This is a genomic window from Acidovorax sp. FG60 (assembly GCF_057808995.1).
This window is the reverse complement of sequence record NZ_JBMDJC010000005.1, coordinates 32623-52689: the sequence shown is the minus strand read 5'-3', so window position 1 is coordinate 52689 and position 20067 is coordinate 32623. Positions and strand designations below refer to the sequence as shown.

The 20067-nt window shown below is 65.3% G+C and carries 22 protein-coding genes; 15 read left to right on the top strand and 7 right to left on the bottom strand.

Annotated elements, in window-relative coordinates:
* Window positions 1-94: 94 nt before the first annotated feature.
* The 3 genes from ACODS0_RS09195 (at window position 95) to ACODS0_RS09185 (ending at window position 1408) form a co-directional block, all read left to right on the top strand.
* Window positions 95-631: an RNA polymerase sigma factor gene (locus ACODS0_RS09195; RefSeq protein ID WP_488834448.1), complete on the top strand. Its 537-nt coding sequence runs from the start codon at window positions 95-97 to the stop codon at window positions 629-631.
* Window positions 632-730: 99 nt separating this feature from the next.
* Window positions 731-1084, top strand: coding sequence for a hypothetical protein (locus tag ACODS0_RS09190; RefSeq protein ID WP_488834446.1), 354 nt, complete (start codon window positions 731-733; stop codon window positions 1082-1084).
* Between the two features lie 147 nt (window positions 1085-1231).
* The gene (locus tag ACODS0_RS09185) at window positions 1232-1408 is read left to right on the top strand and encodes a hypothetical protein (RefSeq protein ID WP_488834442.1); all 177 of its coding nucleotides are present in this window, start codon (window positions 1232-1234) and stop codon (window positions 1406-1408) included.
* Between the two features lie 133 nt (window positions 1409-1541).
* Here the strand turns inward: ACODS0_RS09185 and ACODS0_RS09180 are convergent, their stop codons facing one another.
* The 3 genes from ACODS0_RS09180 to ACODS0_RS09170 all read right to left on the bottom strand — a co-directional run bounded on the left by ACODS0_RS09180 (window position 1542) and on the right by ACODS0_RS09170 (window position 5265).
* A complete protein-coding gene (locus ACODS0_RS09180; RefSeq protein ID WP_488834440.1) occupies window positions 1542-2882 on the bottom strand; it encodes a ferredoxin reductase family protein in 1341 nt (446 codons plus the stop codon).
* 128 nt (window positions 2883-3010) lie between these two features.
* On the bottom strand, window positions 3011-4192 hold the full coding sequence (locus ACODS0_RS09175) for an Acg family FMN-binding oxidoreductase (protein ID WP_488834437.1): 1182 nt from the start codon (window positions 4190-4192) through the stop codon (window positions 3011-3013).
* Window positions 4193-4224: 32 nt separating this feature from the next.
* Window positions 4225-5265 (bottom strand): NAD-dependent epimerase/dehydratase family protein, encoded by a 1041-nt coding sequence (locus ACODS0_RS09170; RefSeq protein ID WP_488834435.1) that lies wholly within the window; start codon window positions 5263-5265, stop codon window positions 4225-4227.
* Between the two features lie 142 nt (window positions 5266-5407).
* Between ACODS0_RS09170 and ACODS0_RS09165 the strand changes: the two genes are divergently transcribed.
* Window positions 5408-6292, top strand: coding sequence for a LysR family transcriptional regulator (locus tag ACODS0_RS09165; RefSeq protein ID WP_488834433.1), 885 nt, complete (start codon window positions 5408-5410; stop codon window positions 6290-6292).
* Window positions 6293-6313: 21 nt separating this feature from the next.
* Here ACODS0_RS09165 and ACODS0_RS09160 read toward each other — a convergent pair whose 3' ends face one another.
* Window positions 6314-7258 carry a LysR family transcriptional regulator gene (locus ACODS0_RS09160; RefSeq protein WP_121421431.1) on the bottom strand — a complete coding sequence of 315 codons (945 nt, stop codon included), beginning with the start codon at window positions 7256-7258 and terminating at the stop codon, window positions 6314-6316.
* Between the two features lie 119 nt (window positions 7259-7377).
* Between ACODS0_RS09160 and ACODS0_RS09155 the strand changes: the two genes are divergently transcribed.
* From ACODS0_RS09155 to ACODS0_RS09130, 6 genes are all read left to right on the top strand, one after another.
* Complete coding sequence (locus ACODS0_RS09155) at window positions 7378-7794, top strand: tautomerase family protein (RefSeq protein ID WP_488834429.1); 417 nt, start codon at window positions 7378-7380, stop codon at window positions 7792-7794.
* An 83-nt stretch (window positions 7795-7877) separates the two neighbouring features.
* Complete coding sequence (gene gloA, locus ACODS0_RS09150) at window positions 7878-8318, top strand: lactoylglutathione lyase (protein WP_488834427.1); 441 nt, start codon at window positions 7878-7880, stop codon at window positions 8316-8318.
* 104 nt (window positions 8319-8422) lie between these two features.
* The gene (locus tag ACODS0_RS09145) at window positions 8423-10090 is read left to right on the top strand and encodes a DUF4139 domain-containing protein (protein WP_488834425.1); all 1668 of its coding nucleotides are present in this window, start codon (window positions 8423-8425) and stop codon (window positions 10088-10090) included.
* Between the two features lie 89 nt (window positions 10091-10179).
* Window positions 10180-10656, top strand: a complete 477-nt coding sequence (locus tag ACODS0_RS09140; RefSeq protein WP_487257293.1) for a universal stress protein — start codon at window positions 10180-10182, stop codon at window positions 10654-10656.
* 18 nt (window positions 10657-10674) lie between these two features.
* Window positions 10675-11202: a phosphatidylglycerophosphatase A family protein gene (locus tag ACODS0_RS09135; RefSeq protein WP_488834423.1), complete on the top strand. Its 528-nt coding sequence runs from the start codon at window positions 10675-10677 to the stop codon at window positions 11200-11202.
* Window positions 11199-11726: a CinA family protein gene (locus ACODS0_RS09130; RefSeq protein ID WP_436130697.1), complete on the top strand. Its 528-nt coding sequence runs from the start codon at window positions 11199-11201 to the stop codon at window positions 11724-11726. Before ACODS0_RS09135 ends, ACODS0_RS09130 begins: the two co-directional genes overlap by 4 nt.
* Before the next feature lie 52 nt (window positions 11727-11778).
* Here ACODS0_RS09130 and ACODS0_RS09125 read toward each other — a convergent pair whose 3' ends face one another.
* On the bottom strand, window positions 11779-12933 hold the full coding sequence (locus tag ACODS0_RS09125) for an IPTL-CTERM sorting domain-containing protein (protein ID WP_488834421.1): 1155 nt from the start codon (window positions 12931-12933) through the stop codon (window positions 11779-11781).
* A 667-nt stretch (window positions 12934-13600) separates the two neighbouring features.
* On the opposite strand from ACODS0_RS09125, the gene ACODS0_RS09120 reads away from it, so the two are divergent.
* The 5 genes from ACODS0_RS09120 to ACODS0_RS09100 all read left to right on the top strand — a co-directional run bounded on the left by ACODS0_RS09120 (window position 13601) and on the right by ACODS0_RS09100 (window position 18753).
* On the top strand, window positions 13601-14494 hold the full coding sequence (locus tag ACODS0_RS09120; RefSeq protein ID WP_488834419.1) for an alpha/beta fold hydrolase: 894 nt from the start codon (window positions 13601-13603) through the stop codon (window positions 14492-14494).
* A 218-nt stretch (window positions 14495-14712) separates the two neighbouring features.
* Complete coding sequence (locus tag ACODS0_RS09115) at window positions 14713-16602, top strand: patatin-like phospholipase family protein (RefSeq protein WP_488834417.1); 1890 nt, start codon at window positions 14713-14715, stop codon at window positions 16600-16602.
* Window positions 16603-16687: 85 nt separating this feature from the next.
* A complete protein-coding gene (locus tag ACODS0_RS09110) occupies window positions 16688-17176 on the top strand; it encodes a nuclear transport factor 2 family protein (protein ID WP_218301436.1) in 489 nt (162 codons plus the stop codon).
* Between the two features lie 643 nt (window positions 17177-17819).
* The gene (locus ACODS0_RS09105) at window positions 17820-18098 is read left to right on the top strand and encodes a hypothetical protein (RefSeq protein ID WP_488834413.1); all 279 of its coding nucleotides are present in this window, start codon (window positions 17820-17822) and stop codon (window positions 18096-18098) included.
* A 70-nt stretch (window positions 18099-18168) separates the two neighbouring features.
* A complete protein-coding gene (locus ACODS0_RS09100; protein WP_488834411.1) occupies window positions 18169-18753 on the top strand; it encodes a hypothetical protein in 585 nt (194 codons plus the stop codon).
* Window positions 18754-18928: 175 nt separating this feature from the next.
* On the opposite strand, the gene ACODS0_RS09095 is transcribed toward ACODS0_RS09100, so the two are convergent.
* A complete protein-coding gene (locus tag ACODS0_RS09095) occupies window positions 18929-19240 on the bottom strand; it encodes a hypothetical protein (protein ID WP_488834409.1) in 312 nt (103 codons plus the stop codon).
* Between the two features lie 204 nt (window positions 19241-19444).
* Window positions 19445-19780: a hypothetical protein gene (locus ACODS0_RS09090; RefSeq protein WP_488834407.1), complete on the bottom strand. Its 336-nt coding sequence runs from the start codon at window positions 19778-19780 to the stop codon at window positions 19445-19447.
* Window positions 19781-20067: the final 287 nt, after the last annotated feature.

The following is a 20067-nucleotide window of genomic DNA, read 5'->3' as shown; positions in this document are numbered from 1 at the left end:
CGCGGCGGGGCGGCCCTTGCGCGGCTGCCCGCGCAGGGGTCGCACCGGCTTCACAGGCTGCGGGTGGCGCAATGCACTGTGGAGGACTAAAACCATGACCGCACCCACACTCGCCCAGCTGCTTCCCGCCGCGCGCAGCGGCGATGCCGTGGCGATGGAGCAGCTGCTGCGCCTGGCCCGCCCCGATATTCGCCGCTATGCGCTGCGCCACTGCGCCGTCACCACAGCCACCGACGACGTGGTGCAGGAGGCGCTCATCATCGTCTACCGCCGGGTGGGCGCGCTGCGCGAGGTGGCGGCATTTGGCGGCTGGGTGGTGCGCATCGTGCAGCGGCTGTGCATGCGGCCCATGCTCGCGTGGCTCAAGGCCGAGCCCCTGGCGCAGGTGGAGGACGCGCTGGCCTGGTCGCACCGCCCCGACCACGAGCTGCGCCACGACCTGGCCCTGGCCATCGACTCGCTGCCGCCCCTGTACCGCGAGGCCCTGCTGCTGCGCGACTTCGAGGAGCTGACCATCGAGGAGATGGCGCAGCGGCTTGGGGTGACGCGCGAGGCCGCCAAAAGCCGACTGCACCGGGCAAGGGCCCTGGTGCGCGAGTACCTGGTGCCATCGGCGCCTGCGGCTCGCTGAGCCCCGCTGCGCACGCAATCTAACGGGCTGCGCAATAGTTCACGCAGCACGCTACAGGCTTGTGCGTGGCCCGTGCAACAAGGTGCAACATCGCGCTCCATGGCTTATACCTACCTGTTCTTTCAGCCCGCAAGGTTGCCGCTGTCCACCGACGAGCTCTCACCCGACACGGTGCTGATGCTGCGCGACATCCATCACATCAAAAAATCGCTCGCGCAGATGGTGCCGGGCCTGGAGTGGGCCCTGCCCACCTGGGGCCACGCCACGGTGCTGGGCCACGGGGTGGAATTCCATCTCCCCGACAACGTGTCCGATGGCCCGCTCGCCATGCATTGCTCGCTGCGCACCGACTACACCGCCTGGGTGCAGGCGCTGTGCGACGCGCTGGGCTGGCTGGCGTTCGATGAACGGCCCATGTGCCTGCAGCCCCACGGCCCATCGTTTCCCGCCTGAGAGTCCGCCCTGCGGGGCAGGTGCCGAAGACCCCGGCTACTTCGCAATGATGGTCAGCAAATCTTCACGCGAGGACTGCGCGCCCGCATCGGCAAAGGCCATGCGGTTCTGGGCCGAAAGCTTGCCCCACGGGGTGATGCAAACCAGATGGAGGCCTACCGCAGCACGCATGTGGGTGATGTGCATGACACCTCGCCCTACCCGGCCGACAACCCACCGGACATCGAGCCCTGTGTGAAGAGAGACAAGCCCCAGTTCATCGTCACCGCAGACTGGATACGGCGCATGGGCAGGCTGATTGCGTTCGTAGCGCCGGAGGCATGAGCACCTCACGGCCGACATTACGGACACCATTTGCTACATATTCAATAGCTGCTTGCGTTTACCTGTAAAGCGCTGAGTGGCAATTAGAACCATTTTCCCTGCCCACCCATAGCGCTGGGGTGAAAACCCCGCTTCAGCGCATCTGGAACAGCTCCTGGTGAAAGCGCGCAGGCGAGCGCCCCAGCTGCTGCATGCCCAGGCGCACCGCCTCGGCAAAACCCTGCGGCCCACAGAACCACACACTCGCCGCCGGGCTGGTGCCCGCCAGCAGCGCTGTGGGTGTCACGGGCCCAGCATCGTCGCTGTAGTGGATCTCCAGCGTCACGCTGGGCAGGCGCGCGCACAGCGCGGCCATGCGCTCGGCAAACACCGCCTCGCCCGCATGGCGCACGCAGTAGTGCAAGTGCACGCGGGGCGCCAGCGCGGGCGTGGACTGCATCGACTCGAGCCAAGCCATGAACGGCGTGGCGCCAATGCCTGCGGCCACCCACACCTGCTCGGTGGCGCTGTCGCTGCGAAAGTCAAAGCAGCCATACGGCCCCTCGATGCTCACCGTCTGGCCCGGCTGCACCTGCAGGGGCAGCTGCCCCGTGTGGTCGCCCAGCGCCTTGATGGCAAACCGCAGCACGCCGTTGCCCTGGTCAGCATTGAGCAGGGTGAATGGGTGTGCCCCTTCGGCACGGCCAAAGGTGACAAACGCAAACTGACCGGCCGCATGCTTCCAGCGACTGGCAGGGCTGACCTGGCAGCTCACATCCAGCACCCCAGCCCCTTGGGGCGACACGCTCACAACACGGGCCGCATGGCGGCGGCTGCGCCCGATGGCCCCGGCCAGCGAGCGCACTGCGCACAGCACCCCCACCAGCGTGCACAGGCCCACCAGCACGCCCGCTGGCTGCGCCCACCAGGCGGGCGGCGTGAGCACCACGGCATGAAAGGCCAGCACCAGGTACACCACGGCCAGCAGCTTGTGCAGGTAGCGCCACACGTGGTACGGGAACCGCTGCCACAGCGTGATGACCAGCATGGCCGCGAGGAACCACACGGCCCATTCCCCCATCTCCTCGGCCAGGTGGCGGAAGGTGTTGAGCCACCAATCCGCGCGCGGCGTGCGCACCGGGCGGCCTACCCAGTCAGCCAGCAGGCTGCGCGACAGCTGCAGCCCGTAGTGCAGCAACGCCAGCACAATCGCGCCGATACCCGCCCACTTGTGCAGGCGGTAGCTCTTGTCCAGGCCACCGAGCGGCTTTTCCAGCCACGCGGGCCGCACGGCCAGCACCATGATCAGCGACATCAGCGCCCAGGCTGCCACCCCGGTGAGCAGGATCAGCTGGTTACGCCACCACCAGACATCGCCCCACGCGGGCGGTGCAGGCTGGGGCACGATCAAAGCCAACATCCACACGCCCATGGCCACCGCCAGAGTGCCCCCCAAAACCTTCTTCCACATCACCAGCCCCACTAATTGTTGCAATGCAGCAACTGTAGAAACCCGCGATGAACGCCACCTGAACAGTGTGTGAAGCAGCGGCAAAGCGCGCCAGCTTGTGGCCGGAGGTTGATCTGCATCAGCCCTTTGCGCAGGTGCTGTCCTCCTCCGAATCATGCCTGCACAAAACGCGCGAGCGGCCTGCGCGGCGTGGCAGGCACCTCGCCCTGCGGGTAACCCATGCGGCAGAACATCTGCACGGTGGGCTCCTGGGGTGTGCGCGGCGCGGGCCGCCCCAGCACCAGCTGGTGCACGCGCTCGAAGTGCGGGACCATCTCGGCAAATTCCTGCACCGCCTGGCTCATGGGGTGCATGCCCACACCCAGCGCCGTGGCCTGCAACTGCTGGCGCACATACAGCCGCCCGGTGTGGATCTGGTCGCTGCGGGTGTTGGGGCCGGTAATCCACACAAAACCCATGGCCGTGCGGCTGTGACCTTCAAAGCGGCCCATGGCATTTTTGTACGCCGCGCTGCCTTCGGCGGGTGGTGCGGAGCGGTCGAACAGGCCAAGGGCCGACACCGCGCGCACAAAGGGCGAGTTGATCGAGATGCCATCGCGGTGCTGCAGGATCTCGGCCGGGCCCACGCGGGTGAGCTGGATGCTTTCCATCATCGTGCGCGGTGTGAGCAGCTCCACCCGGGCGGACTCCCAGCACAGCGCGCGCAGCGCAGGCAACTGGGCGTCACTGACGGTGCCGCCGACGCTGAGCGGGGCTTGAACCGGCGCGCTGCGCAGCAACCGGGCCAGCAACTCGGGCGCCACGGGCCGGGTGGTGTCGAAATCGGTCTTGGGCGTGCGGCGCAGCAGCACCTGGGCAAACAGCGGGTCGGGCTGGCCGCCCGGCTTGAGGGTGATGCGCGCCACGGGACGGTCGTCCCAGTCCTTCAGGGCCGCAGGCATCTCGCCCTGCGGCCACAGCAGCACCTCGCTGGCCACGCCTTGCTGGGCCAGCGCCATCACCAGCAGCTCCAGGAAGGCGCCGTGGCCGATGAGTATCTGGCGCCCCCACGGGTCGGTCTGTGGCAGCACCCGCGCAGGGTCGGTGCGCAGGGTGATGACACCGCTCTCGCGCAAGTCCACCAGCCAGGGCTGCAGGTTGTGCGAATTGGGCGCGGTGATGGCGTAGGCCACCGCCCGGCGGCGCACATCGGTCTCGCCCACGGGGCCCTGCCAGGCCTCGACCGCCTCGGCGGGATAGTGCGAGCCCACGGCGCCGCAGGCGACCAGCGTGCCGGTGGTGGCGGCGGCGATGGTGCCACCCCCTGCCAAACGAATGAAGTTGCGACGGTTCATGAGAAGACTCCGGTGGTTCAAACGTTGTGCCGTCAGGCCAGCGCAGCGCGGGTCGAACGCAAGGCTACGAGCCCCAAATCTGCCAGCGCCTGGCGCACGGCCTGATCGAAGGGGGTGTGGGGCTCGTCGCCGATCAGCGCACGCAGGCGGGTGTTGTCCAGACGGTGGGGCGTGCGCCACAGATAGCGCATGTCCGCCAGCGCAGCGAACGTGGGGGCCACCAGCCCCATCACGCGCAGCAGCGGCCACGGCAACTGACCCACCCGCAGCGCGCCCGCATCGGGCAGCCAGCCCTGCTCTGCAGCAATGGCCGTGAAGCTGTGCAGCCACTGCTGCGCCGTGACGTGATGGCCAGCGAAATGCAGGCACTCGAAGGGGGCCAGCCGGTCCCGCTCTTGCGCCACGCGCACGAAGGTGCGGGCGAGGTCGGGCAGATAGGCCCAGGGCGTGGCTACGTCCAGCGGGCCGGGCCAGGTGATGCGTCCCCGGGGCAGGTCCTTGGCAATGGCCTGGTCCAGCCAGCTGCCGGTGCCACTGCCAAAGAAGTCCCCGGCGCGCAGCACCACGGCGCGCATGTCGCCACCTTGCGTGGCAGCCTGCAGGCGCTGCTCCAGTTGCACCCGCATGCGGCCCTTGAAGCCCGTGGCGGCCTGGGGTGTGCCTTCGTGCAGCACGGGCGGCATGCCTTCGCCAAAGTTGTAGACGTTGCCCGGCAGCATCAGCGTGGCGCGCAGCTGGCGGGTGACGGCAATGGCAGCTTCCATCAACGCGGGCGCCTCTTCGCGCCAGGCCTTGTGCGTGTAGGCGGGGTTGAGCGCATGCACCACCACCTGCGCGCCTTGCGCCTGGGCCGCCAGTGCGGCGGTGTCCTCCACCGCCACGGGCATCCACCATACACCGGCGATAGCGGGCAGCGCAGGCCCGCGCGCACCGGGCCGCACCTGGGCCAGCACCTGCCAGCCGGCCTGGGCAAAGGCCCGGGCCGCCGCCAGTCCCAGCCGGCCCCGGGCACCCAGGATCAACACGGTGGAAGGGTTGTCCGCGCGGGGCGGAAAACGGGGTTGGGTGGTCATGTCAGGGCTCCATTCACAAGGGATGTATCGATTGTGGAAACGCAGAGCCCGTTACACAATTGGCTAAGCATCCATAACAGCAATGCAAATTTGAATACCTCCAACCACCCTGCTGTTACCCCGTTGCAGGCACGCTATCGCCATGAACCAAACCTTTGACTGGAGCCTGGTGCAGTCCTTTCTGGCCGCGCTGGACCAGGGCAGCCTGCTGGGCGCAGCCCGGGTGCTCAACGCCAGCCAGCCCACCATTGGTCGCCACATTGCCGAGCTCGAATCGCAGCTGAGCGTGGTGCTGTTTGAGCGCACCGGGCGCGGCCTGCTGCCCACGGCCACGGCGCTGCGGCTGGCCGAATCGGCCCGCGCCATGGAGATGGGCGCCCACCAGCTGGCACGCAGCGTGTCGGGCGCTGAGGAAGGCGTGAGCGGCACCGTGCGCATCACCGCCAGCCAGCCCGTGGCCTGCGTGCTGCTGCCGCCCGTGCTGGCGCGCATGCGCCAGGCGCTGCCCGAGGTGCAGGTCGAGCTGGTGGCCAGCAACCAGGTCACCAACCTGCTGCGCCGCGAGGCCGACATTGCGCTGCGCATGGTGCGCCCCGACCAGGCCAGCCTGGTGGCCAAACGCATTGGCGCGGTCACGCTGGGCGCCTATGCCCACCGCGACTACCTGCGCCGCAAAGGCACACCTCGGCAGCCGCCCGACCTGCTGCAGCACGAGCTGGTGGGCAACGACCGGCACGAGGACATCCTGCAAGGCTTTGCCGCCATGGGCTACCCGGTGGAGCGCCAGCACTTCGCGTTTCGCACCGACGACCTCATGGCGTATTGGGAAGCCGTGCGCGCAGGATTGGGCATAGGCTTTGTGGGCAACTACATGGCCCGCACCGACCCAAACGTGGTGGCGGTGCTGCCCCAGCTTGCGTTGCCCGAGCTGCCTATCTGGCTCACGGTGCACCGCGAGATCCGCACCAGCCGCAGGATTCGGGCGGTGTATGACTTTTTGGCGGCAGAAGTGCCTGGGGTGTTGTAGCCCCGTGCCTGCGCTGCACACCTACGCCCTGTCGGGGCGCAAGAGCATGCCGGGTTCACCCGATGGTTTTGCAAACGACGCAAAGCAGGTCTGCAAATAGTCCATGGTGGCCAGCACTTTGGGCGCGCGGTGCCGGGTGCTCAGAATCACCGCAAATATGGGATGGCTCCCGCGTTCCACGGCCTGTGGCAAGACCGGCAAGAGCTTGCCCTGGTCCACCAGCGCCTGGCCGATCACGTCGTTCATGCGTGCAATGCCCGCGCCACCCAGGGCGAGGGAGATCACCGCTGCGCTGCTGTTGACCTGCACTTTGCCCTTCACCATCAGCATGGTGGGCTCGCCGTTCACCCGAAAATCCCATTGGTTGTGCGACGGGGTGGAGGCGTTGGATATGAGCCGATGCGCAGCCAAATCCTGCACGGATATCGGAGCTCCGTACGTTTGCACATACCCAGGTGATGCATAGAGCGCACGGCCATGGCTGCCCAGCGACCGCGCCACGGATGCCTGCGCCGGGTCGACGCCAGCGCGAATCGCAATATCAATCGACTCATCGGCCATGTCCACCACACGGTCTTCCACCTGAAGTTCGACCGTCAGCCCCGGGTACTGGGCCCCTAGAAGGTGCAGCTTGGGAATCAAGACATATTCAGCGAGCAGCTGGCTGACGCTGATGCGCACTGTGCCGCCAATGTGCAGCGAACGCCCCCCAAATCCGTCTCGCAACTGGGCATATTCGCCCAGAATCCGCCGCGCGTGCTCCAGGAACATTTCGCCTTCTTCCGTGAGCGACAGGCTGTGGGTGGTGCGGTGGGCCAGACGCAAGCCGCAGGCCGCCTCGATGCGGGCCATGCCGCGCGAGACGTGGCTTGCAGCCACGTTGCGCTCGCGTGCCACGGTTGAAAACGAGTGTGCAGAGGCAATTTGCACAAACAAGGCGAAGTCATCCAGCGTGAGGTTGTCCATGGTTGTGCATTTTCTGCACAAGCGCTGTGTCCGGCCAGCTGTTTCCGAAGTCTTTGCGATTCGCGACAGTCCGGGTGTGCGGATGGTCCGCACCAAGCCATCAACTTTCTGAAGCTGCTATGCCCCTCACACTCATCATCACCGAAGGCGTCCTGCCCAAAAACCGCCAGCAAAGCACCATGGCACGCCTGTCGGAGGCCTTTCTCAAGCTGCACGGCTTGGCTGGCAACAAGTTCTTCACACCCAACGTCATTGGGCATATTTCAGAGCTCCCTGAGGGCAGCACCTACGCGGGAACAAGCCCGACCAACGTCGCCATCGTGGAATGGCTCACGCCCTCATTTGCATTTGCCACACGGGAAGTGCAAACCGCCTATGTCGCCGAGGCCACCGATATCCTCTTTGAAGCCTGCGGCGGCAAGCAGCCCCGCGAAAACATCTGGGTCAACCTGAAATACGCGGTGGACGGCATGTGGGGCATTGGCGGCAAGGCATACACCAACCAGGAGCTGGGCGAAGCAGCAGCCCGCGGGTAAATCCAGCACGCCTCAACACGGTGTGTGCGACTGTATCGCCCCACATTGCCACACCGTGTGTCCAAACCACCCTAAGGCCCACCATGACGACTTTTGACGATGAAGGACTGAGCCCCCGGCCCACCCGATTGCTGCATACCATGTTGCGGGTGGCAGATCTGGAGCGGTCCATCGAGTTCTACACCAACAAGCTGGGGATGCGCCTGCACCGCCAGGAGCGCTTCCCCCAAGGCCGCTTCACCTTGGCTTTTGTCGGCTATGGCCACGAGTCCACCGACGCCAGCATTGAACTGACCTACAACTGGGACCAGTCTGCCTATCAACGTGGGACGGCCTACGGACACATCGCGTTGGCCGTTCACAGTGTGGCCAAAAGCTGCGCCAGCCTGCAAGCCGCCGGGGTTTCGGTAGTTCGCGCGGCGGGGCCCATGCAGTCCCTCTCTCCAGACCGGACTTCACCAGATAACATTGCCTTCATAGAAGACCCTGACGGCTATCAGATAGAGCTGATTGAGCGGCGGTAGCGCGATCCCCCCACGAATCGCCGGAGGCACACCACGCGGGGGCACTGCATCCGCAGCGCGGGCTGCTAGCATCCTTCGCTGTCCATCCACGCCCAAGGAGTCCCGTGATTCATAGCCCCAATATCCCGCGCCTGCACCGTACCTTGGGCCTTTTGAGCGCAGCACTGCTCTCCATCGCGGCCTCGTCGGCCCACGCCCAGGACACCTCCCGCATCGCCCGCGTCACCGTCTACCCCGGCAGCGCCACGGTGGAGCGTGCGGCCAAGGTGCCCGCTGGCGCGCGCAGCCTCACGCTGACCTGCCTGCCCGCGTCGCTGGATGTGCAAAGCCTCCAGATCAACGCCGACCCTGCCGTGCGTGTGGGCGAGTTCAACGTGCTCACCGAGGACCGCGATGTGGCGGCAGGCTGCGCGAGCCCGCTGGACAGCCGCATCCGCGAGCTGGAAGACCAGATCGCGGTAGTGAAGGCCGAAGCCTCCGCCCTGCAACTGGTGGATGGTTACCTGCGCAGCGTGGCACACACCGGCAATGGCCAGGAGGCGGCAGCGCCCGCTACAAGCGCCCCCCGTGTCGCCCCCCCTACGCCCGCACAGATCACCGCTACCGCCGATGTACTGCGCAAGTCTGGCCAAGACAGCTTTGCACGCGCGCACCAACTGCAACGCAAGCAGGAGGCGCTGGAGCTGGCCCTCAAGCCCCTGGTGGCCGAGCGCGACCGCGTGGCCAGCCAGCGTGCGCGGGTGGTTTCCGTCACCATCAACCTGGCCGCCGAGCGCGAGGCCGAGCTGCGCCTGTCTTACCAGGTACGCGGCCCTGGCTGGCAACCCACCTACCGTGCCACGCTGGATGCCACCAAATCCACCGTGCTGATCGAGCGCCAGGCGCTGGTGGCGCAAAACAGTGGCGAAGACTGGAGCAACGTTCAACTGACCCTGTCCACCGGCCAACCAGGCCGCGCCACGCAGGGCCGCTTGCCGCGCGAATGGACGCTGGATGTAGCCCCGCCGCCGCGTCCCATGCCCGCCGCCGCCCCCGCCGTTGCGATGGCCATGGCGGCAGCGCCTTCGCCCGTGGCACGCTCGCGCAACGCGGTCGAGGAGGCCATGCCCACCTTCGATGTCAGCACCCTCGACAAGGGTTTTGCCACCGAGTTCGCCGTGCCGCAGCGCATCACCGTGCCATCGAGCGGCCAGCGCGTGACGCTGGCGCTGGGCAACCACACGGCCCCCGCCACGCTGATCACCCGCACAGCCCCCGCCGTGGAAGAAGCCGCCTACCTGGTGGCCCACATGGCCCAGCCGCCCGGCGTGTGGCCCGCAGGGCCGGCAGGCCTGTACCGCGACGGCGCGTTTGTGGGCAACGGGCGCATCGACTTCTCCACCCCCAGCGCGGGCGCACCCGAGGGCAGCGCCAGCCTGTCATTTGGCCGCGATGAACTCGTCACCGTGCGCGCCGAGCCCGCGCAGGACCTGACGGGCAGCACCGGCTTTACCGGCTCGCGCACCGAGCGCAAGACCCGCCGCGCCTACAGCGTGGAGAACCGCCACAAGACCGGCATCACGCTGCAGGTGCTGCATGCCGCGCCGGTATCGCGCAACGAGAAGATCGAGGTCGAATCGCGCTACCAGCCCCAGCCCACCGACACAGCCTGGAACCGCACGCCCGGCACCGTGGCCTGGCAGCAGCCGCTGGCCGCAGGCGCCACGGCGCAGTTCAGCGCCGAGCACACCATCCGCTACCCCAAGGATGTGGAGCTGCAAGAACGCCAGTGAACCGGCAACTGCAGCCCGCACTCACCCACAACAGTCGTTCACAATCGACAACAGCGCCTCACGAAAGAGCCCGAGGAGCCAGCCCCACCATGAGTTACCAACACATCCTCGTTGCCGTTGACGGCAGCCCCACCTCGGACCACGCCGTGGCCCAGGCCACCAGCCTCGCGCAATCCACGGGCGGCCGCATCCGGCTGCTGAATGTGATGGACCCGGTGGCCCACATCAGCGGCTTTGAGCAGCCCGAGGTCTACAGCCAGGAGGTACTGCCCCGCCTGCGCAAGGCCGGCGAAGCCCTGCTGCGCCAGGCCCAGGAGCGCGTGGCGCAACGCGGTGTACCGGTAGACACTGTGCTGATTGAAAACCTGGACGCCCGCGTGGCGCAGCTGGTGGTGGAGCATGCCCAGGCCTGGGGGGCCGACCTGATCGTGCTGGGCACGCACGGGCGCCGTGGCCTGGCCCGCGTGCTGATGGGCAGCGATGCCGAGCAGATTGCACGCACCGCGCCCGTGCCCGTGTTGCTGGTGCGCCTGCCCGCAGGGGCAGACGTGGCCGCCAGCGCCTGACAGCCCCTCCCTCGTGCCATGACCGTTTCCGAGCCCCCGCAGCCCCTGCCCTCCCGCCGCCCTACCGTGGCGTTCATGTTCTCCCACCCGGCCCACTTCATCGCACTGGGTTTTGGCGCCGGGCTGTCGCGCGTGGCGCCGGGCACCGTGGGCACGCTGTGGGCCTGGCTCAGCTCCCTGGCACTGCAGCAATGGCTGTCACCCCAACACATGGGCCTGCTGATTGCCGCCAGCACCGTAGTGGGCTGGTGGGCCTGCACCACCACCGCACGCAACATGGCCGTGGCCGACCCCGGCAGCATCGTGTGGGACGAGGTGGTGGCCTTCTGGCTGGTGCTGTGGCTGGCCATGCCCATGGGCTGGTGGGGGCAGCTGGTGGCTTTTGGGCTGTTCCGATTCTTTGACGCGGCCAAACCCGGCCCGGTGGGCTGGGCCGACAGCCTGTTCAAGGGCTTTGGCTGGCGCGGCGGCTGGGGTATCTTGTGGGACGACTTTGTGGCAGCCTTCTGTACCCTGCTGGTCATTGCAGTGTGGAGGTTTCTATGACAACCGCATCGCTATCAAATAAAGAGCTGCTAGCGCTTGATACATCAGCGCTAGAGGCCAATTTGACCCAAATTTCTCTGGAATTGCTCAAACACAGCCACCTGCTGGCCACGGCCGAAAGCTGCTCGGGCGGCATGATCGCGGCGGCCTGCACCGACCTGGCGGGCTCCAGCCAGTGGTTCGAGCGCGGCTTTGTCACCTACTCCAACGCCGCCAAGGTCGAGATGCTGGGCGTGCCCGCCGCACTCATTGAGCAGGAAGGCGCCGTGAGTGAGGCCGTGGCCCGCGCCATGGCCGATGGGGCGCTGGCCCATTCCCAGGCGCATGTGAGCCTGGCCGTAACCGGCGTGGCCGGCCCTACAGGCGGCAGCGAGGCCAAGCCCGTGGGCACTGTGTGGTTTGCCTGGTGCGTGAATGGCGAAACCCACAGCGAGATGCAGCACTTTGCGGGCGACCGCGCCGCCATCCGTGCGGCCACGGTGCGCTACGCACTGCAGCGGTTGCTGGGGTTTCTGCTGGGCTGAGGGCGGCGGAGAGGTCGGCCCGCGCAGCACGGTGCGCGGGCGCGTGCCCGTCTCAGACGCTTCGCGTGCGGCGTCCGGCGCTTTGTGAAATAGCCGTCAGGCCCAGCAACAAGGTGCCCAGCAGCATCAAGCCCCAGGTGGACAGCGTGGGAATGGCCGCCGCAGCCGCCGCTCCCGCAAAGTTGACCGCAAACACACCTGCCACAACCCCCGCGCTTTGCAGGTTGCCATTGGCATCGCGCGCACCAGCCACCATCACATCCACAGCAGGGAACACCACCGCCGCCTTCGCCTGCATCGCCTTTGCCTGCATTGCGCTGGCCGTGTTCGCGACAGTGGCAATGGCGAAGTTCTGCGCGTAGTGCGTGCTGTCGATCCAGCTGCCGGTGGTTGGTGTCAGCAAAGCGCCCAAGCTCTGGTTGGGAAAGCTCAGCGTGGGCGTGCTGGACATGTCCATGGGCTCGCTGAACGCCACCGTGAGGGTAAATACGCCACTGGCGGGCACACCACTGCTGATGGACGCAGCGCTGGGCGCCACGCTGGCCACGGTGGGGTTCTTGGTGTCGATGCTGAACACGCCCGTCAACTCGAAATCGGTGTTCTTGTTGTTGACATCGTCCTTGCGGCCCACGCCACCCGCCACCATGACATTGATGCTGCCGAACTGCTCATCACCATCCGCAATCGTCCAGGTCACCCGATAGCGGTTGCGTGTCACCCATTCCGAGGTGACGTTGGTCAGGCTCAGGGGCGTGCCGCCGGTGTTGGTGAACACAAGGTTGGTGCACAGAAAGTTCTGCACCACCCCGTTGGGGCACCCGCCATAGTCGGTAGGGATGTCATAGCGGATGATGAACTCGACGGTTTTGCCGATATCGGCGTCGGTGAGAACATGGCCCGTGCCAGCCGGATGCACGGGGGTACCGCCGTCGATCGTACCCTTCATGTCAATGACGTGTGTGGGCGGGATGTAGGTAATCTCGAACACGTTGGCCTGAAAGCCTGGAGACTGGACTTCGCCCAAGGTGTCTTGCGCACCGTTGGCCGCCACGTCCAACGGGCTCATGTTCAAAATCATGGCAACGGTGTCGTAGTTCTGCCTGAACGTCGTGGCGTCGAGCCAAGTGGATGTGGTGGGCACAAGAAATGCCCCGGGGTCTTCGCCCACCGTGGGAAACGAGATGACCGGATTGACGGTGGAGTCCATGGCGGTGTCGTAGGTCACCGTCAAATGAAAGGCGTCTCCGCCCGACACTGGGGAGTGACTTGGCACGATTGTTAGCACCACCGGAGCCGCCTGCGCAAACAACGCCACCAGGCACAGGCACCACGACAGCAGCAACCGTGCGATCAGCCTGCAAGGCCCCGCTGAAACCATTCCTATCCCTGTCCTGCCCGTACAGGCCACATTGATCGTACCCACGACTTTCCTTTGATCCGCCGGCACCGCCTCTTTCCGCCCCATGCTCCCACGGGGGGCCTGCCGGGCAAGCAGGTATGGCGCACCTTGTAAAAACCCTGGGATGCAGAACCCTTGGGGAAGTCCACCCCCCCGATGGGCCGCCAGTGTAACGGCATGTAATTCAGGAATTTCTCCCATCCGGCAGCCCCGCCGAAGAAGCGGCATGTGGGCATCCCATAGCGGGAACGACGGCTTGCGGGCCGGTGCGTATCCCTGTGGGTCCACCCGCGCTCGCGCCACAGAGCCGCGGTGTAGCATGAGCTATCCAAGAAGGAGCCCCCATACACCCCCACGCCCAGCCCCTGCAACCCTCCGACGCGGCCCGCAGCGCGTCTGGTGCCACGCTGGACAGCGGGGCCGCCGGCCTGACGTCGCACCAACCGATGGGCGCACCTCACTCGCGGTGCACACCATGAACTGGTTCCAGGGATTCCTCACCCACCGCATCGCCACGGGCGGGGCAGATATCTTTGTGCGCACGGGCGGCAAAGCCGACGGGCCGCCCCTGCTCCTGCTGCACGGCTTTCCGCAAACGCATGCGCTGTGGCACCGCGTGGCGCAGCAGCTGGCGCACGACTACTTTCTGGTGCTGCCCGACCTGCGCGGTTATGGCGATTCATCGCACGCGCCCGGCCTGCCGGACCACCGCAACTACAGCAAACGCGCCATGGCGCAGGACATGGCCGAGGTGATGACCGCGCTGGGTCACGATCACTTCTTTCTGTGCGGGCACGATCGGGGCGGCCGTGTGGCCCACCGCCTCGCGCTGGACCACGCCGCGCGCGTGAAGAAGCTGTGCGTGATCGACATCGCCCCTACGCTCGACATGTACGCGCGTACCGACATGGAGTTTGCGCGCGCCTACTACCACTGGTTCCACCTCATCCAGCCCGCCCCGCTGCCGGAGGCCATGATTGGCGGCAACCCGCTCGCCTACCTGCACGCCAAGCTGGGCGGCTGGGGCAGCGCGGGCCTGGCCCACATCGAGCCCCAGGCCCTGGCCGACTACGAGCGCTGCTTTTGCACGCCCGAAGCCATCCACACCGCGTGCGAAGACTACCGCGCCAGCGCAGGCATCGACCTGGAGCATGACCGCGAAAGCCGCGCGCGCGGCGAGAAGATCGCGTGCGACACGCTGGTGATCTGGGGCGAACACGGCGTAGTTCACCGCCTGTTCGACCCACTGGCTCTATGGCAGGCGCAATGCGCGGGCGTGGTGACGGGCCAGGCCGTGCCTGCAGGGCACTTCATCCCCGAGCAATTGCCCGAGGCCACGGCCCGCGCGCTGAGCGCCTTCATGCGCTGACGACCGGTTTCGCATCGGCACGGAAGGGCAATCGCGAGGGCCCGCCGTGCATTTATTCACGCGCTGCCCGGCCACCATGCCTTGCACAGTGCGCACAGGTGCCCTTGCGTTCCTAGAATCCGCCGCTTCGCACGCTGCGGAACCCATCGCAAACACGACGTGTTGGCGAGCCCCCCGCTTTCCGCAGCGCCCCACCGAGCCTTGCCGATTGCGTGACCATGCCCCCCTTTACCGCCACCCAGAACCAACTGCTCACCGAGCACCTGCGCAGCTTTCTGCCAGGCATCGAACCCGAAGCGCTGGAGCTGCTGCGCGCCCAGCTGGAGTGGGTGGAGGTGCCCGGCGGCAGCACGCTGATGGCGCAGGGCGAGCCCGGCGAGTCGATGTACCTCACCGTGAGCGGCCGCCTGCGTGCCTATGTGCGCAGCGATGACGGCAGCATCGGCCCGCAGCGTCGTGTGGCCGATATGGGCCGGGGCCAGGTGATTGGCGAGATCAGTCTGTTCACCGACGCACCGCGCGCCGCCACCGTGGTCGCCGTGCGCGACTCGGTGCTGGTGCGACTGACCAAGGATGTGTTCAAGACCCTGCTGGCCAGCAGCGCCCAGGTGTCGATTGCCCTCACGCGCCAGATCATCCAGCGCCTGCAAACGGGCACAGCCACCCACACGGCCGCACAAGAGCGGCCCGTGGCCATGGGCCTGCTGCCCGTGAGCAGCTGCGTGGACCTGCAGGGCTTTGGCCAGAGCCTGGCGCGCCAGCTGGGCACCATCGGCCGCGTGCGTGTGGTCGACTCCGCCACCGTGGACGCAGAGCTGCACGAGCCCGGCATTGCCCAGCGCGAAGGCGCCGACGCCACTGCCAACCGACGCATCGCCATGCTGCTCGACGAGATCGAGGCGCGCAACGACTTCGTGCTGCTTCTGGCAGACCCCGAGCCCACGCCCTGGACACGGCGCGTGAGCCGCCACTGCGACGAGTTGCTGCTGCTGGCCGACGCTCAGGCCGAGCCCGCCATCCACCCCATCGAAGAAAACTGCCTGCTGCGCCGCGCGCCCCTGGCCGAGGCCGCCGAGATCCTGGTGCTGCTGCACCCGGAAGGCACGCAGTGCCCACGTGGCACCCAGCAATGGCTGGACCGCCGCCCCGTGGCCGACCACGTGCATGTGCGCCCCACCCTCGACCGCGACATGGCGCGCCTGGCCCGCATCCAGAGCCGCACCGCCGTGGGCCTGGTGCTGGCGGGCGGCGGTGCGCGCGGCTTTGCGCACCTTGGCATCTACCGCGCGCTGCAGGAGGAAGGCGTGGAGATCGACTGCGTGGGCGGCACCAGCATCGGATCGGTCATGGCCGCGTATGTGGCATCCGACCGGCCGCTGGCGACGGTGATGGCCAACGCCCGCGAGGCGTTTCGCACCAACCCCACGGGAGACTTCAACCTGCTGCCGCTGATGTCGCTCATCAAGGGCCGCCGACTGCGCCACATCCTGCACGAGGCCGTGGGGAGCTTAGTGGGCTTCCCGGCCCAGGTGGAAGACCTGTGGAAGAACTACTACTGCGTGGCCACCAACTACTCGCGCGCCAGCGAACAGGTGGTGCGCCGTGGCAGCCTGGTGAAGTCGCTGCTGGCCAGCATCTCCATCCCCGGTGCATTGCCGCCCGTGGTGCACGAAGGCGACCTGCTGTGCGACGGTGGCACGTTCAACAACTTTCCCGTGGATGTGATGCGCAGCAGCATGCGCGGCGTGGGCACGGTGATCGGCGTAGACCTGAACTTCCGCAAGCCGCGCCGCATCGAGCTGGACGACATCCCCACCAGCTGGGCTCTACTGCGCGACAAGCTGCGCCCGCGCGCCCAGCGCCGCTACAAGCTGCCCTCGCTGGCCAGCTACCTCATGCAGGTCACCATCCTGTACAGCATGTCGCGCCAGCGCCAGTCGCAGCAGCTCACCGACCTGTACTTCAACCCACCCATGGACCGCGTCGGCATGCTGCAGTGGAACCGCTTCGAGCAGATCGTGCAGCAGGGGTATGCACATGGCATCCAGGTGCTGGACGGACTGGATGACATCAAGCGCCGGCGCATCGGCGGGCTGCGCACCCGTTGAGAACGCACCACACGGCCCGGTCGCCCAAGCGGCATGCAACAGGCAGGCACCGGTGTAGCATGGGCGCCCTTGAGGAGGAGACCCCATGCACCCCAACGCCCAGACCCTGCAGCGCTTCTACACCGCGTTTGCGCAGCTTGACCACGCCACCATGGCCGCCTGCTATGCGCCCAACGCCACGTTCGACGACGAGGCCTTTTCCCTGAAGGGCCGCGACCAGATCGGCGGCATGTGGCGCATGCTATGCACCGCCACCAAAAAGCCCGGCGCGGCCGAGCACTGGAAGCTCACGTTCAGCGGTATCGAAGCCGACGCGGCCGGCGGCAAGGCGCACTGGGAGGCGCACTACCTCTTCAGCGCCACGGGGCGCAAGGTGCACAACATCATCGACGGCACCTTCACCTTCACGCCCGACGGGCTGATCGCCACCCACCGCGACCGCTTCAACTTCTGGCGCTGGGCACGGCAGGCGCTGGGGGCGCCAGGGCTGCTGCTGGGCTGGTCGCCATCGCTCAAGCGCAAGGTGCGGAGTACGGCGGCGGGGAATTTGAAGAAGTTTTTGGCGCAGGGGTGAGGGGTGGTGTTGCGGTGACGCAGATCGCTCAATGCATTGGGAACTGCGGCTCTCGGCAAAAAGCAGTCTCTAGCAAATGTGCCCATGGTTCACTTGGCGGGAAGTCTGCTAGAACTGGTGCCTTGCGGCTTGAAATCGTAAGTCGCCCCTACGCCTAATACATTGCAATGAAGCTCACAAAAATCAAACTGCTCCAACGCTGCTGCAAGGCGGCGCTAGCGGTTGCAACGGTGTGCTTTCTGTCGCTTGGGATTCAACCTCTTCTTTTCCCCAACTCATTGAGCAACGTGGCACTGGTAGGTGCCCTTGCGAGCTTCTTCACGGCACTTTTCTTACTCGGTGCCATTGCTTCTGTTAAATGTCCCTCCTGCACAAAGCCTTTTATTGGCTCCACGGTCGAAGATGGTGTCCCGACTGCGTCGCTATTCACTAGAGAATGCAAGTATTGTGGTTTTCCGACTCAGTGCCTGCCATCTTCGGAGAAGTGATTGAGGCTTAGCAACGCGGCCAAAACGGAGGGGTTTCAGCGACCGGTTCGACCGCAGCCGAGCTCTGCCCTCGAAAGTCTGTGCGGAGGGAAATTGGTGCAACCGTGCCAGCGCTTGGCAACACGCCCGCTATCGGCCAGAACCGGACATTCAATATGACCCCTCGTTTCTCTGTGGATTTCAACGAACTCCTTGAGAGCGATCTCGTCATGCTGTCCCAGACTGACCTCCGGAAGGAGATAGATGGCTCGCTCGTGCTGCTTATTGATGGTCTACCCATTGAGGTCCAACAAGAAAGTCTCTATGACGACGGCACGCACGAAGTGCTGTTTGCTCGCGGAGTCGTCGAAATCAACTCAACGGGCACCTGGTCTCACGTCAAGTGGTGCTGTCGATTTGACTCTGAGGGTGTCTACGACATCGCAGGTCAATAATGCATGCTGCAGGTATTTTCGGCATGCCGTGCATCGGCTCAATTCGGCCAGAAGCAGACCTTCAGACACCATGCCAATTCGCGACAACGACCACCTGAACCAACTGCGCGCGTCAATGGACATTGATGCGCTGCGACACGACTTAGCCGTTGCGGCCGAAGCGGCTCGTGAGGGGAGATCAAACGAAGAGGTTAGCGATAAAGAGTTGCGTGCAGCGTTTGAGCGTGTGAGCCCTGATATAGAGCAGCGCTATGGCGTCGATGTTTGGGACGCCATGGTGGTCGCACAACCAAGCCAGGAAACTGGTGTTGGTGTGGCGAAGCAAAGCCAGCACTTCAAGGAATGGGAAGCTTTGATTCGCGCCCTTGACGCTGTCCTCATTCAGTTTGGCAAGGAAGACGCTTACGGCGAGGGCGACTATTGGATACTCGACGACGATTATGAGGGGCCGTCTCTCAAGGTCTACATCTCTCGTCTGGGGTTCGTTACAGCAGAGCTTGTTTCCGCGATTCAGCAGGCACTTCAAGCCACACCGCACTGGAAAGTGCTGCTGCAGATTAATGAGGCGCTGGATGGAGGCCCTAGCTCATCATCAGGTTTGACAATTCAGCACGATACCGTTGAGCCGCATCATCTCTTGCGCGCCCGTTCGTAGTTCAGATTTCGGCCAAGAGCGGTCTGTGGCCGCAGATGAAAGCAGACGCCTAACGTTCGAGGTAACCTGCCCGTGGAGGCAGGGCTTGTAAGCCCGGACTGAGTCGATAGTACGACTGGCTCAGGCCGGGTACAAGGCTTGCCGTAGCGGGTCAGATTGACCGAGGGGTTAGGCCTCACCGCACAGCGCGCAGAAGACTGCAGTTCTGCTTTGTGAACTTGCTCCTTGCGAGCGTGGCTTGAAGGTCTTTGGAGGTGATGCCGTCCGGAGTGATGACATCCTTTAGCGCGTTTTCTTGCGCCGACTCGAACACGCGACCAAGCACAAAGTCCGGTGTTGGGCCCTGAAGTAGTAGCAGGAAGCCGCTGGGCACCTGCTCATTTCGGTCCTTGAGTTCGATTCGATTCTTCTGGAGCGCGTCGATGAAGGCCTTTCCCTGCTGATAGCCTAGGGCGAAAAGTCGCTCCTGATCTTTGTCCTCGTTCATGACCGAAGCGAGGGATGAACACTCGAACGCAGACCAGGAGACTCTGCCCATAAGAGCAAGATCCTTGGACGTCTGGGCGCCCACCGAGTTTGCTAGGAGGAGGGATGCCGAAAGAAGAATAAGGCGCAGGCGCATAGACATGTGGTTTGTGAGGCCTAACGTGAAAGCGAGCGGACGCCGAAGGCGGTCCGCTCGAATGGCAGGTTAAAGCTCATATCGCGCCTGCACTTCTTGCCAGCCGCAGACTGCCAGAACCGCGTTCGCTTTGGCGACCACCTCAGACCATGCCGCCACTTTCATCATCTCTGCCAGAGAGTCCGGAAGCAAGTTAACCCGCTCGTCGAAGAACCTGTTGAACTCGGCGAGCCTTTCCAGCTCTTCGCCGGAGAACTCGGAGGCGAACGGGGGCGAAGTCGGGTGGTAGAAATCATCAAACCATTGGTTCACGAGCTCGTTCGCGACATTAACCGGGGCATTGGCTTGGTATCGCAACTGATCCGCTGGCGCCGCAATGAGCTGCAGCACATTGATGATGTTCACGCGATGCGGTCCCATGAGCCTTAACGTGATGTATCCCGCAAAACCTGCGGGATAAACTGGACCGTGCGGAATATTCTGGACACTGATTCCTCCTGAAAATGGCTTGCAGATTGGGCTTGCGGTCAGTGCGCTGTTCAAAAACGCAGGTATAAAAATTCCCGTCAAGCCCGGCAAGCATCAACTCAGCAAACTATAGCTTGCCAGTAGGCAGGCACCGGGCACTGAGACAGCGCGGTTTGGACGTCAAGCCAGTGGGTAGTGAGTCTGCGGTAGTTTCGTCCACCGGC